This is a genomic window from Methylobacterium sp. E-045 (genome assembly GCF_022829685.1).
Taxonomy (GTDB): domain Bacteria; phylum Pseudomonadota; class Alphaproteobacteria; order Rhizobiales; family Beijerinckiaceae; genus Methylobacterium.
In genome coordinates, this window is sequence record NZ_JAKSYE010000035.1 from 22,574 (window position 1) to 41,977 (window position 19,404).

Annotated in this window: 23 protein-coding genes; 17 read left to right on the top strand and 6 right to left on the bottom strand. The window is 66.3% G+C overall.

Translation table 11 applies throughout. The features are described 5' to 3' along the window. The first annotated feature begins 32 nt into the window (after positions 1–32). A complete protein-coding gene (locus tag MKK51_RS04580) occupies positions 33–326 on the top strand; it encodes a type II toxin-antitoxin system Phd/YefM family antitoxin (RefSeq protein WP_243975295.1) in 294 nt (97 codons plus the stop codon). Further along, positions 323–763 (top strand): type II toxin-antitoxin system VapC family toxin, encoded by a 441-nt coding sequence (locus MKK51_RS04585; protein WP_243975271.1) that lies wholly within the window; start codon positions 323–325, stop codon positions 761–763. Before MKK51_RS04580 ends, MKK51_RS04585 begins: the two co-directional genes overlap by 4 nt. A gap of 107 nt (positions 764–870) precedes the next feature. Here MKK51_RS04585 and MKK51_RS04590 read toward each other — a convergent pair whose 3' ends face one another. Then, complete coding sequence (locus tag MKK51_RS04590) at positions 871–1,527, bottom strand: alpha/beta hydrolase (protein ID WP_243975272.1); 657 nt, start codon at positions 1,525–1,527, stop codon at positions 871–873. A gap of 266 nt (positions 1,528–1,793) precedes the next feature. On the opposite strand from MKK51_RS04590, the gene MKK51_RS04595 reads away from it, so the two are divergent. From MKK51_RS04595 to MKK51_RS04630, 8 genes are all read left to right on the top strand, one after another. After that, the gene (locus MKK51_RS04595; RefSeq protein WP_243975273.1) at positions 1,794–2,954 is read left to right on the top strand and encodes a cysteine desulfurase family protein; all 1,161 of its coding nucleotides are present in this window, start codon (positions 1,794–1,796) and stop codon (positions 2,952–2,954) included. Positions 2,955–3,029: 75 nt separating this feature from the next. After that, complete coding sequence (gene sufB, locus MKK51_RS04600; RefSeq protein WP_243975274.1) at positions 3,030–4,499, top strand: Fe-S cluster assembly protein SufB; 1,470 nt, start codon at positions 3,030–3,032, stop codon at positions 4,497–4,499. Further along, positions 4,499–4,717 (top strand): hypothetical protein, encoded by a 219-nt coding sequence (locus MKK51_RS04605; RefSeq protein ID WP_243975275.1) that lies wholly within the window; start codon positions 4,499–4,501, stop codon positions 4,715–4,717. Before sufB ends, MKK51_RS04605 begins: the two co-directional genes overlap by 1 nt. Positions 4,718–4,739: 22 nt before the next feature. Further along, a complete protein-coding gene (locus MKK51_RS04610; RefSeq protein ID WP_243975276.1) occupies positions 4,740–5,225 on the top strand; it encodes a hypothetical protein in 486 nt (161 codons plus the stop codon). Between the two features lie 6 nt (positions 5,226–5,231). After that, complete coding sequence (gene sufC / locus MKK51_RS04615; RefSeq protein ID WP_243975277.1) at positions 5,232–5,984, top strand: Fe-S cluster assembly ATPase SufC; 753 nt, start codon at positions 5,232–5,234, stop codon at positions 5,982–5,984. Positions 5,985–5,986: 2 nt separating this feature from the next. Beyond that, a complete protein-coding gene (sufD, locus tag MKK51_RS04620; RefSeq protein WP_243975278.1) occupies positions 5,987–7,309 on the top strand; it encodes a Fe-S cluster assembly protein SufD in 1,323 nt (440 codons plus the stop codon). Between the two features lie 183 nt (positions 7,310–7,492). Then, on the top strand, positions 7,493–8,737 hold the full coding sequence (locus tag MKK51_RS04625) for a cysteine desulfurase (protein WP_243975279.1): 1,245 nt from the start codon (positions 7,493–7,495) through the stop codon (positions 8,735–8,737). Positions 8,738–8,747: 10 nt separating this feature from the next. Further along, positions 8,748–9,128, top strand: coding sequence for an SUF system Fe-S cluster assembly protein (locus MKK51_RS04630; protein WP_018043448.1), 381 nt, complete (start codon positions 8,748–8,750; stop codon positions 9,126–9,128). 10 nt (positions 9,129–9,138) lie between these two features. On the opposite strand, the gene MKK51_RS04635 is transcribed toward MKK51_RS04630, so the two are convergent. Then, positions 9,139–9,375, bottom strand: coding sequence for a hypothetical protein (locus tag MKK51_RS04635; protein WP_243975280.1), 237 nt, complete (start codon positions 9,373–9,375; stop codon positions 9,139–9,141). Continuing rightward, the gene (locus MKK51_RS04640; protein WP_313898792.1) at positions 9,318–9,743 is read right to left on the bottom strand and encodes a Uma2 family endonuclease; all 426 of its coding nucleotides are present in this window, start codon (positions 9,741–9,743) and stop codon (positions 9,318–9,320) included. Before MKK51_RS04640 ends, MKK51_RS04635 begins: the two co-directional genes overlap by 58 nt. A 153-nt stretch (positions 9,744–9,896) precedes the next feature. On the opposite strand from MKK51_RS04640, the gene MKK51_RS04645 reads away from it, so the two are divergent. Beyond that, a complete protein-coding gene (locus tag MKK51_RS04645) occupies positions 9,897–10,274 on the top strand; it encodes a HesB/IscA family protein (RefSeq protein ID WP_018043450.1) in 378 nt (125 codons plus the stop codon). 31 nt (positions 10,275–10,305) lie between these two features. On the opposite strand, the gene MKK51_RS04650 is transcribed toward MKK51_RS04645, so the two are convergent. Next, on the bottom strand, positions 10,306–11,373 hold the full coding sequence (locus MKK51_RS04650; RefSeq protein ID WP_243975282.1) for a GGDEF domain-containing protein: 1,068 nt from the start codon (positions 11,371–11,373) through the stop codon (positions 10,306–10,308). Positions 11,374–11,480: 107 nt separating this feature from the next. Next, positions 11,481–13,058, bottom strand: a complete 1,578-nt coding sequence (locus MKK51_RS04655; RefSeq protein WP_243975283.1) for a DEAD/DEAH box helicase — start codon at positions 13,056–13,058, stop codon at positions 11,481–11,483. Positions 13,059–13,378: 320 nt separating this feature from the next. Here MKK51_RS04655 and MKK51_RS04660 point away from each other — a divergent pair, with 320 nt between their 5' ends. The 6 genes from MKK51_RS04660 (at position 13,379) to bchE (ending at position 19,010) form a co-directional block, all read left to right on the top strand. Beyond that, entirely contained in the window at positions 13,379–14,881 is a 1,503-nt protein-coding gene (locus MKK51_RS04660; RefSeq protein WP_243975284.1) for an NCS1 family nucleobase:cation symporter-1, read from the top strand. 17 nt (positions 14,882–14,898) lie between these two features. Then, positions 14,899–15,627, top strand: a complete 729-nt coding sequence (locus MKK51_RS04665) for an aspartate/glutamate racemase family protein (protein WP_243975286.1) — start codon at positions 14,899–14,901, stop codon at positions 15,625–15,627. Between the two features lie 99 nt (positions 15,628–15,726). After that, positions 15,727–16,338, top strand: coding sequence for a hypothetical protein (locus tag MKK51_RS04670; RefSeq protein ID WP_243975288.1), 612 nt, complete (start codon positions 15,727–15,729; stop codon positions 16,336–16,338). Further along, positions 16,331–16,699: a transcriptional regulator gene (locus MKK51_RS04675; protein WP_243975289.1), complete on the top strand. Its 369-nt coding sequence runs from the start codon at positions 16,331–16,333 to the stop codon at positions 16,697–16,699. The genes MKK51_RS04670 and MKK51_RS04675 overlap by 8 nt, the downstream gene beginning before the upstream one ends. Before the next feature lie 38 nt (positions 16,700–16,737). Further along, positions 16,738–17,442, top strand: a complete 705-nt coding sequence (locus MKK51_RS04680; protein WP_243975290.1) for a di-trans,poly-cis-decaprenylcistransferase — start codon at positions 16,738–16,740, stop codon at positions 17,440–17,442. Positions 17,443–17,471: 29 nt separating this feature from the next. Next, the gene (bchE, locus tag MKK51_RS04685) at positions 17,472–19,010 is read left to right on the top strand and encodes a magnesium-protoporphyrin IX monomethyl ester anaerobic oxidative cyclase (protein ID WP_243975291.1); all 1,539 of its coding nucleotides are present in this window, start codon (positions 17,472–17,474) and stop codon (positions 19,008–19,010) included. A 9-nt stretch (positions 19,011–19,019) separates the two neighbouring features. On the opposite strand, the gene MKK51_RS04690 is transcribed toward bchE, so the two are convergent. Beyond that, the gene (locus MKK51_RS04690; RefSeq protein ID WP_243975292.1) at positions 19,020–19,217 is read right to left on the bottom strand and encodes a hypothetical protein; all 198 of its coding nucleotides are present in this window, start codon (positions 19,215–19,217) and stop codon (positions 19,020–19,022) included. Positions 19,218–19,404 lie beyond the last annotated feature (187 nt).

Below are 19,404 nucleotides of genomic sequence, written 5' to 3' on the forward strand. Positions count from 1 at the left end.
ACCCTTCTCCGGGACATGGTATCTTGGTCAGCATGACCAAGTCGTCGAAACAATCCGGGCCGCAGCGTCAGCCGGGCCCCTGGCTTCTGCAGGATGCCAAGGCGCGGTTCGGCGAACTCGTCCGCCGTGTCCATAGCGAAGGTCCGCAGTATGTGACGGTTCGGGGTCGCGATGAGGTGGTGGTGATCTCGGCCGAGGAGTTCAGGCGCCTGAAGGGCGATCGTGACGGCCGGGCCCTGATCGCCGTCATGCAATCCAGCCCGCAAGTGGACGTCGATCTCGAGCCGGCCCGCCTGGTCATGCCGGTGCGCGACGTCACTCTGTGACCGGCTGGCTTCTCGACACCAACATTCTCTCCGAGCTGCGCCGTCCCAAGCCGGAACGCCGCGTCCTCGACTTCGTCGCGAGCCAACCCCTCGACCGTCTCCACGTCAGCACGGCGACGCTCGCCGAAATCCGCTTCGGGATCGAACGGGTCGCGGAGGCGAGTCGCCGGGCCGAATTAAACGAGTGGCTCGCGCTGGAGGTTCGGCCGCTCTTCGCACACAGGGTGCTGGAGATCACGGAGGACGTCATGTTCACGTGGCGCCTGCTCGTGGAGGAGGGCCGAAAGGCGGGACACACGTTCCCTCAGCCGGATCTCATCATCGCGGCGACGGCTCTCCATCACCGGCTGACGATCGTCACCCGCGATGTTGCGGATTATCGGAAGACCCGCGTCGCGATCCTTAACCCCTGGGTTGATCCGTGGCCGGAGGCTTGATTGCCGATGGTCGGGGCGACCCGGGACAACCGGCAATCAAGCCTCGGTGACACCGACTGGCGCAGCGGGGCGCCCGTCGAGATCGGCTCGGCCCGGCGATACCGGTCTCAGCCAACCTGATCCTTCGGGCCGAGCCGCTTGTCGAGATAGGTGTCGACCGTCTGGGTCAGCTCGTCGACCTTGCCGTCGAAGAAGTGGTTGGCGCCGTCCACTACCTGATGCTCGATGATGACGCCCTTCTGCACCTTCACCTTCTCGATCACCGGCATGACCTCGCGGGCCGGGGCCACCCGGTCCTCGGAGCCGTGCACGAACAGGCCGGAGGAGGGGCAAGGAGCGAGGAAGGTGAAGTCGTAGCGGTTGGCCATGGCCGCGATGGAGATGAAGCCCTCGATCTCGGGGCGGCGCATCAGCAGCTGCATGCCGATCCATGAGCCGAACGAGACGCCGGCGATCCAGCACGCCCGCGCTTCGGGGTTGACCGACTGCACCCAGTCGAGGGCCGAGGCCGCATCGGACAACTCGCCGGTGCCATGGTCGAAATTGCCCTGGCTGCGGCCGACGCCGCGGAAATTGAAGCGGAGCGCCGCGAAGCCGCGATTGGCGAAGGTGTAGAAAAGATTGTACACGATCTGATTGTTCATCGTGCCCCCGAACTGGGGGTGCGGATGCAGCACGATCGCGATCGGCGCGCCCTTCTTCTTGGGCGCCTGGTAGCGCCCCTCGAGACGGCCGGCGGGTCCGGTGAAGATGACTTCGGGCATGGTCTTTCCAAAACTCCTGGCGCCGCAGTGCGAGGGCAACCCATCCTTGTGGGACAACGCGCCTTGACTCGCTGCGCCGCACTCTTAAAAACGCTCTTAGAATAATTCTAGGTTATTAGAATGATTCTAAACTAGGTCGGTTCGAGAGATCTCGGATCGGTCGCCTCCAGAAGCTCGGCGCTTGGCGAAGACGTGTCGTTCCGGCGCCTTAGCATGATGACGGGGGGCAAAAGCAAGGAAATGTCGGTTCGGACCTTGACCAACGCATGAGTGTTTCGCGCGCCTATCTCGACCACAACGCGACATCGCCGGTTCGTCCGGAGGTGGCGGCGGCGGTCGCGCGGGCGCTCGAACTGCCGGGCAACCCCTCGTCGATCCATCGCGAGGGACGCAACGCCAAGGCCGCGCTGGAAGCGGCACGCGAGCATGTCGCCGCCCTGGTCGGCGCCGGCCGCGGCCGCGTCGTTTTCACCAGCGGCGGCACCGAGGCGGCCAATGCGGTCCTGTCGGGTGCGCTGACCAAGGCCGGACGCCCCATGCCGACGCGCCTGCTGATCGGCGCCACCGAGCATCCCTGCGTTACGGCGGGACACCGCTTCGCGCCGGAATCGGTGGAGGTCGTTCCGGTGCTGCCGTCCGGGCTCATCGATCTCGCCGCCCTGGAACGAAGCCTGGAGCGGGCGGGGGGCGAGGCCGTGCTGGTCTCCATCCACGCCGCCAACAACGAGACCGGCGTGATCCAGCCCCTCGCCGAGATCGTCGCCCTGGCCAAAGCGCATGGCCGCGCCCTCGTCCATAGCGACGCGGTGCAGGCGGTGGGGAAGATGCCCCTGGATTTCGCAGGCCTCGGCCTCGATGCCCTGACCCTGTCCGGGCACAAATTCGCCGCGCCGAAGGGGACCGGGGCGATCGTCCTCGCCGAGGACGTCACGTTGGATCAGGCTTTCGTGCGCGGCGGCGGCCAGGAGTCGCGCCAGCGCTGCGGCACGGAGAACCTGCCGGGCCTCGTCGGATTGGGCGAGGCGGCGCGGATCGCCCGGGCCGGTCTCTCAGGTATCGATGCCGGCCTTCGGGATTCCACGCAAACCGCCCTGCTTCGGATCGCCCCGGATGCCGTCGTCTTCGGGAGCGGCGTGGCGCGGCTTCCCAGCACCCTGTGCTTTTCAGTGCCCGGCCTCGATGCGGCGACGGCGCTGATGGCGCTGGATCTCGCCGGCGTCGCGATCTCGTCCGGATCGGCCTGCTCGTCGGGCAAAGTCGCTCGCTCGACCGTCCTGGCTGCCATGGGCGTGAGCCCCGCGCTGGCTGCGGGGGCGCTGCGCGTCAGTTTCGGCTGGAACAGCACGGAAAGTGACCGCTCACGCTTCCTCACGGCCTTCGAACGGCATGTGGGGACCCTATATCAACGGCGAGGGCAGGCGGCCTGACGCGCCGTCCATCCCAAGCCATCCTCTCGCGAAAACCCCCGGCCCTTGACGCCGGTGTAGGTCAGGAGACGTGCAATGCCTGCAGTGCAGGAAACCATCGATCGGGTCCGCTCCATCGACCTCGACCAGTACAAGTACGGGTTCGAGACCACGATCGAGATGGAGAAGTCCGCAAAGGGCATCTCCGAGGATGTCGTGCGCTTCATCTCGGCCAAGAAGGACGAGCCCGAATGGATGCTGGCCTGGCGCCTCGACGCCTACAAGCGCTGGCAGACCATGAAGGAGCCCGAATGGGCCCGTGTGGAGTACGACAAGGTCGATTACAGCGACATCTACTATTATGCAGCCCCGAAGCGCCCGGCCGCCATGTCTCTGGATGAGATCGATCCGGAGATCCTGAAGACCTACGAGAAGCTCGGCATTCCCCTGCGCGAGGTCGAGGTGCTGGAAGGCATCGCCCCCGAGCGCCGGGTCGCCGTGGACGCGGTGTTCGACTCGGTCTCTGTGGCCACCACCTTCAAGGCGGAACTGTCGAAGGCCGGCGTGATCTTCATGCCGATCTCGGAGGCGATCCGCGAGTACCCCGACCTCGTCCGGAAGTACCTCGGCTCGGTCGTGCCGGTGACGGACAACTTCTTCGCGACGCTCAACTCGGCGGTCTTCTCCGACGGCTCGTTCGTCTACATCCCGCCGGGCGTGCGCTGCCCGATGGAGCTGTCGACCTATTTCCGCATCAACGAGCGCGACACCGGCCAGTTCGAGCGGACCCTGATCATCGCCGACAAGGGGAGCTACGTCTCGTATCTCGAGGGTTGCACCGCCCCGAAGCGCGACGACAACCAGCTCCACGCCGCCGTGGTCGAGCTCGTCGCGTTGGAGGACGCCGAGATCAAGTACTCGACGGTGCAGAACTGGTACCCCGGCGACAACGAGGGCAAGGGCGGCATCTACAACTTCGTCACCAAGCGCGGCGATTGCCGTGGCGCGAACTCGAAGATCTCGTGGACGCAGGTGGAGACCGGCTCGGCCATCACCTGGAAATACCCGTCCTGCATCCTGCGAGGCGACAATTCCCGGGGCGAGTTCTACTCGATCGCGGTGTCGAACGGCATGCAGCAGGTCGATTCCGGCACCAAGATGATCCATCTCGGCAAGAACACGACGAGCCGGATCATCTCGAAGGGGATTTCCGCCGGGCGTTCGCAGAACACCTACCGGGGCCTCGTCTCCGCGCATCGCAAGGCGACGGGCGCGCGCAACTTCACCAATTGCGATTCGCTGCTCATCGGCGACCAGTGCGGCGCGCACACCGTGCCCTACATCGAGTCGAAGAATTCCTCCGCCCAGTTCGAGCACGAGGCCACCACCTCGAAGATCTCGGAAGACCAGATGTTCTACTGCCAGCAGCGTGGCCTCTCCAACGAGGAGGCGACCGCGCTTATCGTCAACGGCTTCGTCCGCGATGTGCTGCAGCAGCTGCCGATGGAGTTCGCCGTCGAGGCCCAGAAGCTGATCTCGATCAGCCTCGAAGGGAGCGTGGGGTAATGGCGGAGCCTGACAACCTCGTTCTGGAACATCTTCGTGCGATTCGCGGGGAGATGGGCAAGATGACGGACTACATGCAGACGCTGAGCGTTGAAATGACCGCCATCCGCCAGCATCTTGCCGGGGTCGTCACGCTTCAGGATCACGATCACGGCGACATCGCCGCGATCAAGCATCGCCTCGATCAAATCGAACGACGGCTTGAACTTGCGGAGTGACGACGGTGGATAAATCAGGGTGATGCTACGCGGCTCTTTGGGCGTCGTTGCAGTCATCGTGAATTTGGGCAGTCCTGCACACGCCTGCGACTGCCCATTCCCGATCGGCCTCAAAACGAACGAGGAACGTCAGAGTTACAGGTTCGGACAAGCATCGACCGTTGCAACGGTTCGCATTGAGAACCTCAACATGGCAGTCAACTCAGGCAATGGTCTGATAGCGACGAGTGTCGCCTCGGTAAGGAAAAAGGTCAAAGGCACAACATCCGATACGATCCGGATAGTGACCTTTGGAGGCGAAGAAGGTGCGAATTGTGGGCTTGCCTCGGCTCTGTTCGGAGCGATTTCCGGCAGCAGGCTCTTAACAGCCGCTCTCGAGAAAGATGACTCACACGAAGGAACGTATTGGATCGGCAGCTGCGGTTTTTACGAACTCGATAGTTTTGGAAGCGCGGAGCAGGAATCATCGCATCCGACGCGTGACCTCTTGAAGAAAAGAATGGACTGATCTGACATGATCGAAATCAAGAACCTCACGGTCGCCATCGAGGACAAGCAGATCCTCAACGGCCTCAACCTCACGGTGAACGACGGCGAGGTCGCGGCCATCATGGGGCCGAACGGCTCGGGCAAGTCGACCCTGTCCTACGTCATCGCCGGCAAGGAGGACTACGAGGTCACCGACGGCGAGATCCTACTCGACGGCGTGAACATCCTCGAAATGAGCCCCGACGAGCGCGCGGCCTCCGGCGTGTTCCTGGCCTTCCAGTATCCGCTGGAAATTCCGGGCGTGGGCACCATGACCTTCCTTAAGGCGACGCTGAACGCCCAGCGCCGGGCGCGCGGCGAGGGCGAGCTCTCCACCCCCGACTTCATCCGCAAGGTGAATGCTGCTGCCGAGAAGCTGGAGATCAACAAGGAGATGCTCAAGCGCGCTCTCAATGTCGGGTTCTCCGGCGGCGAGAAGAAGCGCATGGAGATCCTGCAGATGGCGCTGCTGGAGCCGAAATTCTGCGTCCTCGACGAGACCGATTCGGGCCTCGACATCGATGCCCTCCGCATCGTCTCGGGCGGCGTGAACGCACTCCGCGCACAGGGCCGCTCGTTCCTCGTCATCACCCACTACCAGCGCCTGCTCGACTACATCGTGCCGGACGTGGTCCACGTGATGTCGCAGGGGCGCATCGTGAAGTCGGGCGACAAGGATCTGGCCAAGGCCCTGGAGGCTTCCGGCTACGCCGAGTACCGCACGGGCGAGGCTGCCTGACCATGGCCGACGTCACTCCCCTCCGCACGGCGGCCGAGACCGGCCTGTCGAAGCTCTTCGAAGCCACGAAGATGAAATACCCCACGGGCGTGTCGATCGCCCGCGAGGAGGCGTTCCGTTATTTCGAGGCGGTGGGCCTGCCGACCCGCCGCGTCGAGGCGTTCAAGTACACCGACCTGCGCTCGGCGTTTCGCGACGCCGCCCACCCGGCGGAGATGCCCTCGGCCGAGACCGCCAAGGCGGCCTCCGCCGAGGCCAAAGGCTTTGCCGGGATCGAGGCCGTGCGTCTCACCTTCGTCAACGGCCACTTCATCGCCGAGGAATCCGACCTCGGCCGCATCCCGGCCGGCGTCAACGTGACGCCGCTGACCCAGGCCCTCGCCGAGGGCAACGCGCTCCTCGATCGGTTGACGCCCGTACGTCAGGCCTCCGAGAACGCGATCTACCAGCTCAACACCGCGTTCCTGGCCGATGGTGCCCTGATCGCGGTAGAGGCCGGCGCCAAGGTCGAGATGCCGCTCCACCTGCGCTTCGTCGGCACCGGATCGGAGGCTTATTCCACGGCCACCCGCGTGCTCGTCACGCTGGGGGAGGGTGCGGAAGCGTTCGTGCTGGAAAGCCACGAGGGACCGGACGGCATCGCCTACCAGCCCAACGACGCGGTGGACGTGGTTGTGGGCGACGACGCCACCTTCCGCCACGCGCGCCTGAATGCGGAAGGACGCGAGGCCGTGGCGCTCTCGACCCTGTCGGTCAAGCTCGGCGCCAAATCCGCGGTGGAGACCGTCAACGTGGTCGTCGGCGGCGTGCTCTCGCGCCATCAGGTCTACCTGAACTTCGCCGGCGCCGACGGCAACGCCATCGTCAACGGTGCCGCGATGCTCAACGGCAGGCAGCTCGCCGACACGACCTTCCTGGCCGACCATGCCGGCACGGGCGGCGTCAGCCGCGAGCTGTTCAAGACCGTGGTGGATGGCGAGGCCACGGGCGTGTTCCAGGGCAAGATCATCGTCCAGCAGGCGGCCCAGCAGACCGACGGCAAGATGATGTCGGCCTGTCTCATCCTCTCCGACGAGGGGCAGATGATGAACAAGCCGGAGCTCGAGATCTTCGCCGACGACGTCGCCTGCGGCCACGGCGCCACCTGCGGCGCTCTCGACGACGATCTGCTGTTCTACCTGATGCAGCGCGGGCTGCCGAAGCCGGAAGCCGAGAGCCTTCTGGTCCAGGCCTTCCTGGGTGCCGCCATCGAATCGGTGAGCCACGAGGGCGCCCGCGAGGCGCTGATCGGCACGATCGAGGCGTGGCTCAAGGCACGGGGATAAGAAAACTGGATATCGGCCTCGATAACGAGGCCGATATTCGAGTGTCCGCATCCCTCCGCGACCTCATCCCGAGGTGCCGGAGCGCGGCGGATACGGGAGCCCTCCTTCGAGGCTGCTTCGCAGCACCTCAGGATGAGGAACTGGGTGGGTTCGTCACCCGACTCCTCCTTGGAAAGTCGAGACATGAACGCACCCGTCCCCAACACTCCCTACGACGTCGAGGCGATCCGGGCCGAGTTCCCGATCCTTTCGCAGACGGTCTATGGCCGGCCGCTGGTCTATCTCGACAATGCGGCCTCGTCGCAGAAGCCGCGCGCGGTGATCGACGCGATGGTGAACTGCATGGAGACCGGCTACGCCAACGTCCATCGCGGCCTGCATTTCATGGCGAATGCGGCGACCGAAGGGTTCGAGGGCGCGCGCGAGACCACGCGGCAATTCCTCAACGCCTCGTCCACCGACGAGATCATCTTCACCCGCAACGCCACGGAAGCCTACAACCTCGTGGCCTCGTCCATGGGACTGCTCGGCCAGATCGGGGAGGGGGACGAGATCATCCTCTCGATCATGGAGCACCATTCCAACATCGTGCCCTGGCATTTTTTGCGCGAGCGGCGCGGGGCGGTGATCAAATGGGCGCCCGTGGACGATGAGGGCAACTTCCTCCTCGACGAGTACGAAAAGCTGTTCTCAGCCCGCACCAAGATGGTGGCGATCACCCACATGTCGAACGTGCTCGGCACGGTGACGCCAGCGGCCGAGATCGTCCGCATCGCGCATGCTCACGGCGTGCCGGTGCTGCTGGATGGCGCTCAGAGCGCGGTCCACCAGCCCATCGACGTGAAGGCGCTCGATTGCGACTTCTTCGTCTTCACCGGTCACAAGGTCTACGGTCCCACCGGGATCGGCGTGCTCTACGGCAAGAAGGAATGGCTCGAGCGCCTGCCCCCCTATCAGGGCGGCGGCGAGATGATCCGCACCGTCTCTCAGGACACGATCACCTACAACGACCCGCCGCACCGGTTCGAGGCCGGAACCCCGGCGATCATCGAGGCCGTGGGCCTCGGCGCGGCTCTCGAATTCATGATGACGCTCGGCCGCGACAGGATCGCGGCGCACGAAGCCGCGCTCCTCGCCTATGCGCAGGAGCGGCTCGGGGCCATGAACTCCGTGCGGATGATCGGCACCGCCAAGGGCAAGGGCGGGGTCATCGCCTTCGAGATGAAGGGCGCCCATGCCCACGACATCGCCACCGTGATCGACCGCTACGGCGTCGCGATCCGGGCCGGCACCCATTGCGCGATGCCGCTGCTCACACGATTCGGTGCGACCTCCACCTGTCGCGCCTCGTTCGGCCTGTATAATACCCATGCGGAAGTGGACGCCCTCGCCGAGGCACTGGCCAAGGCCGAGATGATGTTCGCCTGAGGATCACACCATGAGCGACTCGACCATCACCGGCGGAGCCAACACCCCCGCCATCGCCAGCGATTCGGCGATCCCGCCCGAAGAGCTCGACCGCCTGACCGACGCCATCGTCGCGGCGCTGAAGAGCGTCTACGATCCCGAGATCCCGGCCGACATCTATGAGCTCGGCCTGATCTACAAGGTCGACATCGCCGACGACCGCACGGTCGCCATCGACATGACGCTGACGGCGCCGGGCTGTCCCGTGGCCGGCGAGATGCCGGGCTGGGTCGAGACGGCGGTGGCCGCCGTGCCGGGCATCCAGTCCTGCAGCGTCACGATGGTGTTCGATCCGCCGTGGGACCAGAGCCGGATGTCGGACGAGGCCCGCGTCGCCCTCGACATGTGGTAGCCGCATTGACCTAAGCGTTCGGTTCTTCGGCCGCGAGATCCCTGCGCACCGGGAAGGTCAGTCCGTCGTAGATGTCCGCCATGGCCAGTTCGGCACCGATTGCCGGCAGGGTGACGACGGCATCAAGGCCTTCGAAGGTCTCGATCTCCCAGGCGTCACCGGCTCGCAGGTAGAGCAAGGCCTGCGGCTTCAACGTCTCGACGAGGAGGATGTAGGCCAGCGTCGGATGGCGCTTGTACTCCTCCACCTTGCGCGTCTGCTCGATCGACGTGGTGGAGGGGAAGCAACCTCCACCACCAGCTTCGGCTCCCGAACTTCATAGGTGTCGGGAATCAGCGGCGCGCACTCGACCATGACGTCGGGACGGCGCAGTCCCTTGATGCTGGTCCGGATGGCGATGTCGGCCGTCATCGGACGACATGGCGTGGCGCGCAGCTGATTTCCGAGACGGACGATGATATTCACCGTCGCTCGGTCGTGCTGCTTGCTCGCTCCGGTCATCATTCGGTGGCGGGGCACCGGATGTCCGTCGACGAGTTCGTAAAGCTCGTCCTGGCCGAGCTGCCAATCGAAGAACTCTTCCGGGGTCATGCTCCTGCGCACTGCGTCCGCCATCGCCCCCTTCGTCTCGCCGCGCGAAGAATTTCATAGCCAGGCGGGGCTCGGCGCAACGCACGACAGTGGACCGCAGCCTCCGCCATCCTTATCTTAACGACGTACCATCATCCTCAACCGCCCGGGCCTTGAACCCGGCTGCCGGAGAGACCCATGCTCAAGAGTTTCAAGGTCCTGTCCCTGACCGACGCGGCGGCGGACCGGATCAAAGCGATCATCGCCGATGCGGAGAAGCCCATTGCCGGCCTGAGGGTCGGCGTGAAGAACGGCGGCTGCGCCGGCATGTCCTACACGATGGAATATGCCGAAGGGCGCAACCCCGGTGAGGACATGGTGGAGGATCGCGGGGTGACGGTGTTCGTCGACCCGAAGGCGCTCCTGTTCCTCCTCGGCACGGAGATGGATTTCAAGACGACGAAGCTGTCGTCGCAGTTCGTGTTCAACAACCCGAACCAGACCTCGTCCTGCGGCTGCGGTGAATCCGTCGCGATCACGCCGGCCAATCCCGAAGCGCTCCGCGCCTCCGCCTGACGCCGGAGCGGCCTCGGACTGATCGAGGCGCTCACGCCACGGCCGTGAGCGCCTCCAACGCGACGCGGGAATCGTCCACGGTCCGGTTGCGGCCCTCGCGCTTGGCCATGAACATGCACTGGTCGGCGCGCTCGAGGAGCGACACGGAGGTGTCGCCCGGGCGCGACGTGGCGACACCGAGGGAGATCGTCACCTTGCCGAGGGACTCTCCGGTGGTCCGCTTCACCAATTCGCGACCCATCACGCTCGCACGAACCTTCTCGCCGATGGCGACGGCCGCAGCACGGTGGGTCTCGGGCAGGAGGATCCCGAACTCCTCCCCGCCGAAACGGGCGAGGGTGACGCGGGCCTTGAGATGCTCGCGCATGACGATGGCCACGAGACGCAGCACCTGATCGCCCGTGAGGTGGCCGTAGACGTCATTGAAACGCTTGAAGAAATCGACGTCGATGACGATCAGGCTGGACGGAACCGCCTGGCTGGCGGCGCCGTCGACCATCTTGCGCAGGCTCTCCTCGAAATGCTTGCGGTTGGACAGTCCGGTGAGGGGATCGGTGAGACTCTCCAGCCGCGTCGCTTCCAGGGTCTCGCGCAAGGTCTCGATCTCGCTGCGGCTTTCCCGCATGCGCGCTTCGAGGGTCCGGTTGCTGGCGGTGATTTCCCGGGTGGTCGAGACCAGGGTCGTGATGATCTCCCGGACGCGGGCGCGGTTCTGGTCGGACATGTCGAGGTCGTGCGACAGCGCCTGCAGCGAGGCCCCGTACTGCGCCGTCGATCCGAGGGAGAGGTCCATCACTTCCATGATGCCCTCGATCTCGGCCAGCATGTTCGCGTTCATCCGCTCGGTGGCGGCGACGAGGCGGCGGCTGTCGAGATAGGTCTCGTAGAGGGAATCGATATCGGCATCCGACAGGCTGCCGTTCTCGGTGGTCAACGTCTTGATCGCATCGTTCATCAGCGGCTGCGCGCCCGACACGTAGGTGTACCAGACGGCATAGGCCTGGGGCGTCGCCGAGGAGCCGTAGTCACGCATCAGGACGTTGGCGCGGTCGGCCAGAGCGAAGGTTCTCTCCCTGTCACCGTAGCTTCCGTGACTCATCAACCCGCGCGCCCCTTGATCCGGCATCCATCGCCGGGGAGCGCAAGGTAGCGGGTGGATGATGGATACGCCGTTAAAGGAGCGGGAACAGATTGTGGATCCGCGCGTTACTTCGCCTTCTTGATCACGGCCGGACGCAGGAGGAAGGCGGGTACGTGCTCGCCCAGTCCCAGCGGCGTGTCTCCGTCTTCGTCGTCCCGGCGGCGGGGTGCGGGACGGCGTTCGTCGCGGCCACGGTCAGACGCGGGCTTGCGCTGCTCCGCGCCACGATGGTCCTGCGCGGGACGCGACGGCTCGCGCCGACGCGGGGCCTCACGCTGCGTCTCCGCCGCCTCCTCGTGGGCCACGGGCTCGGCGACGGCGGCCTCGGCCCGTGCCGGCTCGGAATGCCGGGCGGGCGGGCGCTCGCGGGACGACGAGCGCCTCCCCTCGGGCTTGGCCGCCTCGGAGCGGCCGCCGTCGCCACCGCGCGAGCGCCGTGCGGCATCCCCGCCGCGTCCACGATGGCGGGTCCGGGTCTCCCCCTCTTCGACCTCCGCCGACGGCTCGGCCGCGGTGCCGAGATCACCTTCGGCCCAGGGGATCGGCTGGCCGATCAGGCTCTCGATGGCGGTCACCGAGCGCTCGTCGGAACGCGTCACCAGGGTGAAGGCATGGCCGGCGCGGCCGGCGCGGCCGGTTCGCCCGATGCGGTGGACGTAATCCTCCGGATGATGCGGCACGTCGAAATTGAAGACGTGGCTCACCGCCGGGATGTCGAGGCCACGGGCCGCCACGTCGCTGGCCACCAGCAGCGGAACCTCTCCGGAGCGGAAGCCGTCGAGGGCGATCGTGCGGGCGCGCTGGTCCATGTCGCCGTGCAGGGCCGCGACGTTGAAGCCGTGGCTCGCCAGCGACTTTTGCAGCAGCGCGACGTCGCGCTTGCGGTTGCAGAAGATGATGCCGTTGTTGAGTTCGGCCTCACCGCGGATGAGCCGGCGCAGGAGGTCGCGCTTCTCGTGACCTTCCGATCCCACGGCCACGAGCTTCTGCACGATCGTCGTCGCGGTGGAGGCGGGGCGGGCCACCTCGATCCGCTGCGGATTGTGCAGGAACACGTCGGCCAGCCGCTCGATCTCCGGCGGCATGGTGGCGGAGAAGAACAGGGTCTGACGGGTGAAGGGCACCATCTTCACGATGCGCTCGATATCGGGGATGAAGCCCATATCGAGCATCCGGTCGGCCTCGTCGATGACCAGGAGTTCGACGCCGGTGAGCAGGAGCTTGCCGCGCTCGAAATGGTCGAGCAGGCGGCCAGGCGTCGCGATCAGCACGTCGGCGCCCCGCATCAGCTTGGCATCCTGCTCGGCGAAGGAGACGCCGCCGATGATCAGGGCCACGTTGAGCTTGTGGTTCAGGCCGTAGCGGTCGAAATTCTCCACCACCTGGGCCGCGAGTTCGCGGGTCGGCTCCAGGATCAGGGTGCGCGGCATGCGGGCCCGCGCCCGGCCGTTCTCCAGCAGGGTGAGCATCGGAAGGGTGAAGGCGGCGGTCTTGCCGGTCCCGGTCTGGGCGATGCCGAGGACGTCGCGGCGTGCCAGAACGTGCGGGATGGCTTGAGCCTGGATCGGCGTCGGGTCCGTGTAGCCCGCGGCCGTGACGGCCTGGAGGACCTTGTCGCTCAATCCGAGGTCGGCAAAAGACATATGCTGATGTGAACCGTTGCGCGCGGAAACTCATACCGGTCCGCGCGGAGAAGATCGTCGTGAGCCAGGCTTCGAGGTCCGTTCGAAAAGGATCGCTCGAACACTAGACCAGCCGCGCACACGCGTTGCGGGACACTTAGAGCCTTGAGGTGTCTTGTCAATCGACCACGGGCCAAGCACCTTCGCTTATCCGGTGCATACCGCACCCGATGGGATACCGGCCGAGGGTGTGCGTGCCCCCTGCGCTGGCACATGCCCTGCTTGGGCCGAAGCTCCTCGGACAGGGACTTTGGCCCTCTCGATGAAGGAGGACCGGGCCCATGTCACACAGCGCGTCGATCGCCGAACCGGCCGCGTCCGGAGGCGCCGTTCCGGGATCCCATGCGGATGTGGTGATCAAACCCGGTTACGACGACCGTCTCACCAACGAGGATCTGGCTCCTCTCAGGAAGCAGACCTGGGGCACCTATAACTTCTTCGCCTTCTGGATGTCGGACGTCCACAGTGTCGGCGGCTACATCACGGCGGGCAGCCTGTTCTCCCTCGGACTGGTGAGCTGGCAGGTACTGGTCTCGCTCCTCGTCGGCATCCTCATCGTGCAGTTCTTCTGCAACCTCGTGGCCAAGCCGAGCCAGGTCACGGGCACGCCCTATCCGGTGATCTGCCGGGCTTCCTTCGGCGTGAAGGGCGCCAACATCCCGGCCATCATCCGGGGGCTCATCGCGGTCGCCTGGTACGGCATCCAGACTTACCTCGCCTCCAGCGCCTTCATGATCGTCGCCTTGCGCTTCTACCCGGAGTTGAAGCCCTATGCCGACGTGACCCGGTTCGGCTTCGCCGGCCTGTCGAGCCTCGGCTGGGCGGCCTTCATGGTCCTGTGGGTGATCCAGGCCCTGGTGTTCTGGCGCGGCATGGAGGCGATCCGCAAGTTCATCGATTGGGCCGGCCCCGCCGTCTACGTGGTGATGATCTCACTGGCGGTCTACCTCGTGGCCAGGGCCGGCGTCTCGAATGTCGGCCTCACCCTGGGCGAGGTGAAGTACCAGGGCTGGGACGCCCTGCCGGTGATGATCAACGCGGTCGCCCTGGTCGTCTCGTATTTCTCCGGGCCGATGCTGAATTTCGGCGACTTCTCACGCTACGGACGTTCGTTCCCCGCGGTGAAGGCCGGCAATTTCTGGGGCCTGCCGGTGAACTTCATCGGCTTCTCGCTGCTCACCGTCATCACCACCTCGTCGACGCTCCCGGTCTTCGGCCACCTCATCATCGATCCGGTGGAGACGGTGAGCAAAATCGACAACACCTACGCCGTGGTGCTCGGCGCCTTCACCTTCATGACGGCGACGATCGGCATCAACATCGTGGCCAACTTCGTCTCGCCGGCCTTCGATTTCTCGAACGTGGCGCCGCAGCACATCAGCTGGCGCATGGGCGGCATGATCGCCGCCGTGGCCTCGATCTTCATCACCCCGTGGAACCTCTACAACAACCCGGCCGTGATCCATTACACGCTCGACATCCTCGGCGCGTTCATCGGCCCGCTCTTCGGCATCCTGATCGCCGACTTCTTCGTGGTGCGGAAGCAGCACGTGGTCGTGGACGACCTCTACACGATGAGCCCGACGGGCACGTATTGGTACGATGGCGGCTACAACCGCGCCGCCATCTTCAGCGTCATCCCCTCCGCGCTGGTGCCGGTGCTCTGCGCCGTCATCCCGGCACTGGGAAGCCTGGCGAATTTCAGCTGGTTCATCGGCGTGGCCCTGGGCTTCTCGATCTATGTCGTCCTGATGCGTAAGACGGCGGTCGCGGCCAAGGCCTGACCGGAGATCGATTCCCGTTGCGCATCCTCCTCATCAACCCCAACACGACCGCCTCCGTCACCGAGCTCGTGGCCGGGCACGCACGGCGGGTGGCGGGCGACTCCGCCGAGTTCGTGCCGGTCACCGGGCGCTTCGGCGCGCGCTACATCGCCAGCCGTGCGGCTTCCGCGATCGCGGCCCATGCCGCCCTCGACGCGCTGGCCGAGCATGCGGAGGGCTGCGACGCGGTCTATCTCGCCTGTTTCGGCGATCCGGGGCTCGGGGCGCTCCGCGAGATCTCCCCCCTCCCGGTGGTGGGGATGGCGGAAGCCTCGTGCCTTGCCGCCACCGCGCGGGGAGGGCGCTTTGCCATCGTCACCGGGGGCGCCCTGTGGGGGCCGATGCTGGAGGAATTCGTGGCGGCGATCGGCCTGTCCGACAAACTCGCCGCCATCCGCACCATCGCTCCCACCGGAGACCGCATCGCCCGGGACCCCGAGGCGGCCCTGGCGGATCTGGCCGCCGCCTGCACGACCTGCGCCCTCCGGGACGGGGCGGATGTGGTGATCCTCGGCGGGGCAGCGCTCGCCGGCCTCGCCGAACGCATCCAGCCGCAGGTGCCGGTGCCCGTCCTGTGTTCGGTGGAGGTGGGCACCCGCGCGGTCCTCGCCGCCGCGATCTGCGGCTTGCCGCCGGGCCAGCCGGCACCGTCCCTCGAGAGCATCGGCCTGTCGCCGTCCCTGACCGAGCGGCTGGCGCAGGACTGAAGGAGACCCGCAGCCGATGACCGTGCGTGCCGGAAGGCACTTGCGGGCGGACACCGGATCGGCTTACTTTGCGATACAAAGTTGATTCGGGAGCGTCGGATGTCCGATCTCGACAAGGCCCTGGCCGATATCGTGGCGATCCGCGCGCAGCTCGCCCGCGGCGACGCCTTCTGCGGGTTCGGGCCCTCCGCCATCGCGGCCACGGGCGTCCTCGCTCTCGGCACCGCCCTGGCACAGCATGTCTGGCTCGACGACCCGACCGGGGAGCCGCTGCTGTTCCTCGGCGGCTGGATCGCCGCCGCCCTGGCCTCCGCCGGCCTCATCGGCGCCGAGATGCGAGCCCGTTCGCGGCGAGACCATGCGGGGCTCACCGACACGGCGATCGTGAACGCGGTTGAGCAATTCCTGCCTGCGGGCGCGGCGGGCGCCCTGCTCGCCCTGGTCCTGGTCCGGGTCTCTCCGGAGAACCTCTGGATGCTGCCCGGCCTGTGGCAGATGCTGGTGAGCCTCGGGCTCTTCGCCTCGGTGCGGTCCCTGCCGAAGGGCGTCGCGCTGCCGGGCGCCTGGTACATGGTGGCGGGCCTCGCCGTCCTGATGCTGGGAAGCGCCGACCACGCCCTCTCGCCCTGGACCATGGGCCTGCCCTTCGCCATCGGCCAGTTCCTCATGGCCGCGATCCTCTACCGTGCCCGGGAGGAGACCGATGCCTGAGGCCCCCTTCGCTTATGACGGCCTCGACCGGGTCATTCACGAGAAGGCCCGGCTCGGCCTCCTCACCTCGCTGATGGCGGCCCCGAAGGGCCTCGCCTTCGGCGACCTGAAGCAGCTCTGCGGCCTCACCGACGGCAATCTCAGCCGCCACCTCCAGGTGCTGCAGGAGGCCGGCCTTGTGGAGATCCGCAAAGGTCATGGCACGGGCCAGGGCGGCACGCGGCCGCTCACCACCTGCCACCTGACGCAGGCCGGGCGCACGCGCTTCCTCGATTACCTCGCCGTCCTGGAACAAGTGGTCCGGGACGCCGCCAAGGCAGCCGAAACCGCGAGCCTTCCCCTCGTCGTTCGACCGGCCTGACACCCGAAATCCGTCTTTTTTTGCCAAGGAGCTTTGTGATGCAAAGTGAACAGACACCTGGACTGCATGTCGGGATCATCATGGACGGCAACGGGCGCTGGGCCTCGTCGCGCGGCCTGCCCCGCGCACTCGGCCACAGGGAGGGTGTCGAGGCGATCCGCCGGATCGTCGAGGCAGCGCCCAAGCGCGGAATCGGTACCCTCACCCTTTACGCCTTCTCCTGCGACAACTGGCGACGCCCGGAAGCGGAGGTCTCCGCCCTGATGGGGCTGCTCCGGCTCTACCTCCGCAACGAGGTCTCCCGATTGGTGGAGAACGGTGTGCGGCTCAGCGTGATCGGCCGACGCGACCGTCTGCCGGATGGCCTCGCCGCCGCCATCGGCCGCGCGGAGGCCGCGACCTTCGCCGGGAAGGCCCTGCATCTGCGGATCGCCGTCGATTATTCCGCCCGCGACGCCATCCTGGCCGCCGCGCTTTCCAGCGATCCCGGCATCACGCGCGCCGCCTTCTCGGCCCTGGTGACCGGCGATACCTGCGTCCCCGAGGTCGATCTCGTGATCCGCACCAGCGGCGAGCAGCGGCTCTCCGATTTCCTGCTCTGGGAGAGCGCCTACGCCGAACTCCACTTCACGCACCGCCACTGGCCGGATTTCGACGCCGGCGACCTCGACGAGGCGCTCGCCGCATACCGGTGCCGCGACCGCCGCTTCGGCGGGCTGGATACCGGCTCCGTGGCCGCTTGAGAGCATCGAGACAGCGGAGAGGGAAAGCCATGCGCATCGTCCTCGTCAACGTGCCCCACCCGGCCATCGGCAGCCGCATCCCCGACGACCATCTCCCACCCCTGGGGCTTCTCGCCATCGGCGGCCCGCTCATCGACGACGGACACGAGGTTCGCCTGATCGACGGCGAGTTCGGCCCGATGGACCCGGACGCCATCGTGGCGAAGGTTCTGGTCTTCCGTCCCGATGCCGTCCTGTTCGGGCATTCCGGCTCGACCTCGGGCCATCCGGTCATCGCCGACATCGCATCACGACTGGCGAGCGCCCGGCCGGGGCTCACCATCGTCTATGGCGGGGTGTTCCCAACCTACCACTGGCGCGAGATCCTGAAGGACGAGCCCTACGTCACCGCCATCGTGCGCGGGGAGGGCGAGGAGACGGCGCGCCGGCTGATGGCCGCCCTCTCGGGCCGAACGCCCCTGGCCTGCGTGCCCGGTATCGCCTTTCGCAGCGGCGACGGCCCCCATGCCACACAGGCCGCGCCGGTGATCCGCGACCTCGACGCCTACCGCGTCGGCTGGGAACTCATCGACCATGCTCGCTACAGTTATTGGGGCGGCCTGCGCGCCGTCGTCGTGCAGTTCTCACGCGGCTGTCCGCATCTCTGCAATTATTGCGGTCAGCGCGGCTTCTGGACCCGCTGGCGCCACCGCGACCCGGTGACGTTCGCCAGGGAACTGGCCCGGCTCCATCGCGACCACGGGGTGCGGGTCATCAACTTCGCGGACGAGAACCCCACAGTGTCGAAGAAGGCGTGGCAGGTCTTCCTCGAAACGCTGATCGCGGAGGATGTGGACCTCATCCTGGTGGGCTCGACCCGCGCCGACGACATCGTGCGCGACGCCGACATCCTGCATCTCTACAAGCGTGCCGGCTGGACGCGCTTCCTCCTCGGGTTGGAGAGCACCGACGAGGCGACGCTCGCGCGCATCCGGAAGGGCGGCGCCACCACCACGGACCGCGAGGCGATCCGTCTGCTGCGCCGCCACGGCATCCTCTCCATGGCGACCTGGGTCGTCGGGTTCGAGGAGGAGACGGACCGGGATTACTGGCGCGGCCTGCGCCAGCTCCTGTCCTACGATCCCGACCAGATCCAGATGCTCTACGTGACGCCCCATCGCTGGACGCCGTATTTCAGCCTCGCCGCCGATCGGCGCGTGATCCAGACCGACCGCCGCCGCTGGGACTACAAGCAGCAGGTGCTGGCAACCCGTCACATGGCGCCGTGGCGGGTGCTGCTGTGGTTCAAGTTCATCGAGGTGGCGGTCCAGGCTCGCCCGCGTGCGCTCGCGCGCGTCCTGTTCCATCGCGATGCCGGGCTGCGCCACGCCATGCGCTGGTACACGCGGATGGGGCGACGGGTATGGCCTTACGAGATCAGGAACTTTCTGCGCGACCCGCTGGTCGAGAACGGTCCGAGCGTGGCCGAATTCTGGGGTGAACCGCAGGAGAGCGAGGAAGAATCGATGGTCGCCGCCATTGCGGAACGGCTGCCCAAGACGGCGCCGCTCGGCGCCGATGCGGTGTGACAGTCTGCCTCAGATGAAGACGAAGAAAATTCCGAAGCTGGCGATGAATCCCGCCAGGGATACGGCCGAGAGGGCGAGGAACCGGGACGACGCGACCACCCCTTCGTCCTGACCATCGTCGATCGGCGAGAACGCACGGCCCGCCGCCTGCGACGCCCGGATGAGATCGTCATGGCGCACCATGCTCAAGGCCGAGGACAGAGCCATGTCGATCTCCCCAATCAGAATTCATAACGTGCGTCAACGCACCAACTCAGGGTTGGTTCCGAATTGGCGGGGTCATTCGCCCGCCATGTGGCGCATCTGATTCAAGCTCGATTGATCATGGAGCTGACGGGCGCAGCGCCTGGATGCCCCCGGGTCTTCGACGAGGGAAAGCTGCCCCCCCCCCCCC

Bases quoted from the DNA above. Each gene is read 5' to 3' on its own strand.
- MKK51_RS04580 (WP_243975295.1), top strand. From the start codon at position 33: ATGACCAAGTCGTCGAAACAATCCGGGCCGCAGCGTCAGCCGGGCCCC.
- MKK51_RS04590 (WP_243975272.1), bottom strand. From the start codon at position 1,527: ATGCCCGAAGTCATCTTCACCGGACCCGCCGGCCGTCTCGAGGGGCGC.
- MKK51_RS04595 (WP_243975273.1), top strand. From the start codon at position 1,794: ATGAGTGTTTCGCGCGCCTATCTCGACCACAACGCGACATCGCCGGTT.
- sufB (WP_243975274.1), top strand. From the start codon at position 3,030: ATGCCTGCAGTGCAGGAAACCATCGATCGGGTCCGCTCCATCGACCTC.
- MKK51_RS04605 (WP_243975275.1), top strand. From the start codon at position 4,499: ATGGCGGAGCCTGACAACCTCGTTCTGGAACATCTTCGTGCGATTCGC.
- MKK51_RS04610 (WP_243975276.1), top strand. From the start codon at position 4,740: ATGCTACGCGGCTCTTTGGGCGTCGTTGCAGTCATCGTGAATTTGGGC.
- sufC (WP_243975277.1), top strand. From the start codon at position 5,232: ATGATCGAAATCAAGAACCTCACGGTCGCCATCGAGGACAAGCAGATC.
- sufD (WP_243975278.1), top strand. From the start codon at position 5,987: ATGGCCGACGTCACTCCCCTCCGCACGGCGGCCGAGACCGGCCTGTCG.
- MKK51_RS04625 (WP_243975279.1), top strand. From the start codon at position 7,493: ATGAACGCACCCGTCCCCAACACTCCCTACGACGTCGAGGCGATCCGG.
- MKK51_RS04630 (WP_018043448.1), top strand. From the start codon at position 8,748: ATGAGCGACTCGACCATCACCGGCGGAGCCAACACCCCCGCCATCGCC.
- MKK51_RS04640 (WP_313898792.1), bottom strand. From the start codon at position 9,743: ATGGCGGACGCAGTGCGCAGGAGCATGACCCCGGAAGAGTTCTTCGAT.
- MKK51_RS04645 (WP_018043450.1), top strand. From the start codon at position 9,897: ATGCTCAAGAGTTTCAAGGTCCTGTCCCTGACCGACGCGGCGGCGGAC.
- MKK51_RS04650 (WP_243975282.1), bottom strand. From the start codon at position 11,373: ATGAGTCACGGAAGCTACGGTGACAGGGAGAGAACCTTCGCTCTGGCC.
- MKK51_RS04655 (WP_243975283.1), bottom strand. From the start codon at position 13,058: ATGTCTTTTGCCGACCTCGGATTGAGCGACAAGGTCCTCCAGGCCGTC.
- MKK51_RS04660 (WP_243975284.1), top strand. From the start codon at position 13,379: ATGTCACACAGCGCGTCGATCGCCGAACCGGCCGCGTCCGGAGGCGCC.
- MKK51_RS04670 (WP_243975288.1), top strand. From the start codon at position 15,727: ATGTCCGATCTCGACAAGGCCCTGGCCGATATCGTGGCGATCCGCGCG.
- MKK51_RS04675 (WP_243975289.1), top strand. From the start codon at position 16,331: ATGCCTGAGGCCCCCTTCGCTTATGACGGCCTCGACCGGGTCATTCAC.
- MKK51_RS04680 (WP_243975290.1), top strand. From the start codon at position 16,738: ATGCAAAGTGAACAGACACCTGGACTGCATGTCGGGATCATCATGGAC.
- bchE (WP_243975291.1), top strand. From the start codon at position 17,472: ATGCGCATCGTCCTCGTCAACGTGCCCCACCCGGCCATCGGCAGCCGC.
- MKK51_RS04690 (WP_243975292.1), bottom strand. From the start codon at position 19,217: ATGGCTCTGTCCTCGGCCTTGAGCATGGTGCGCCATGACGATCTCATC.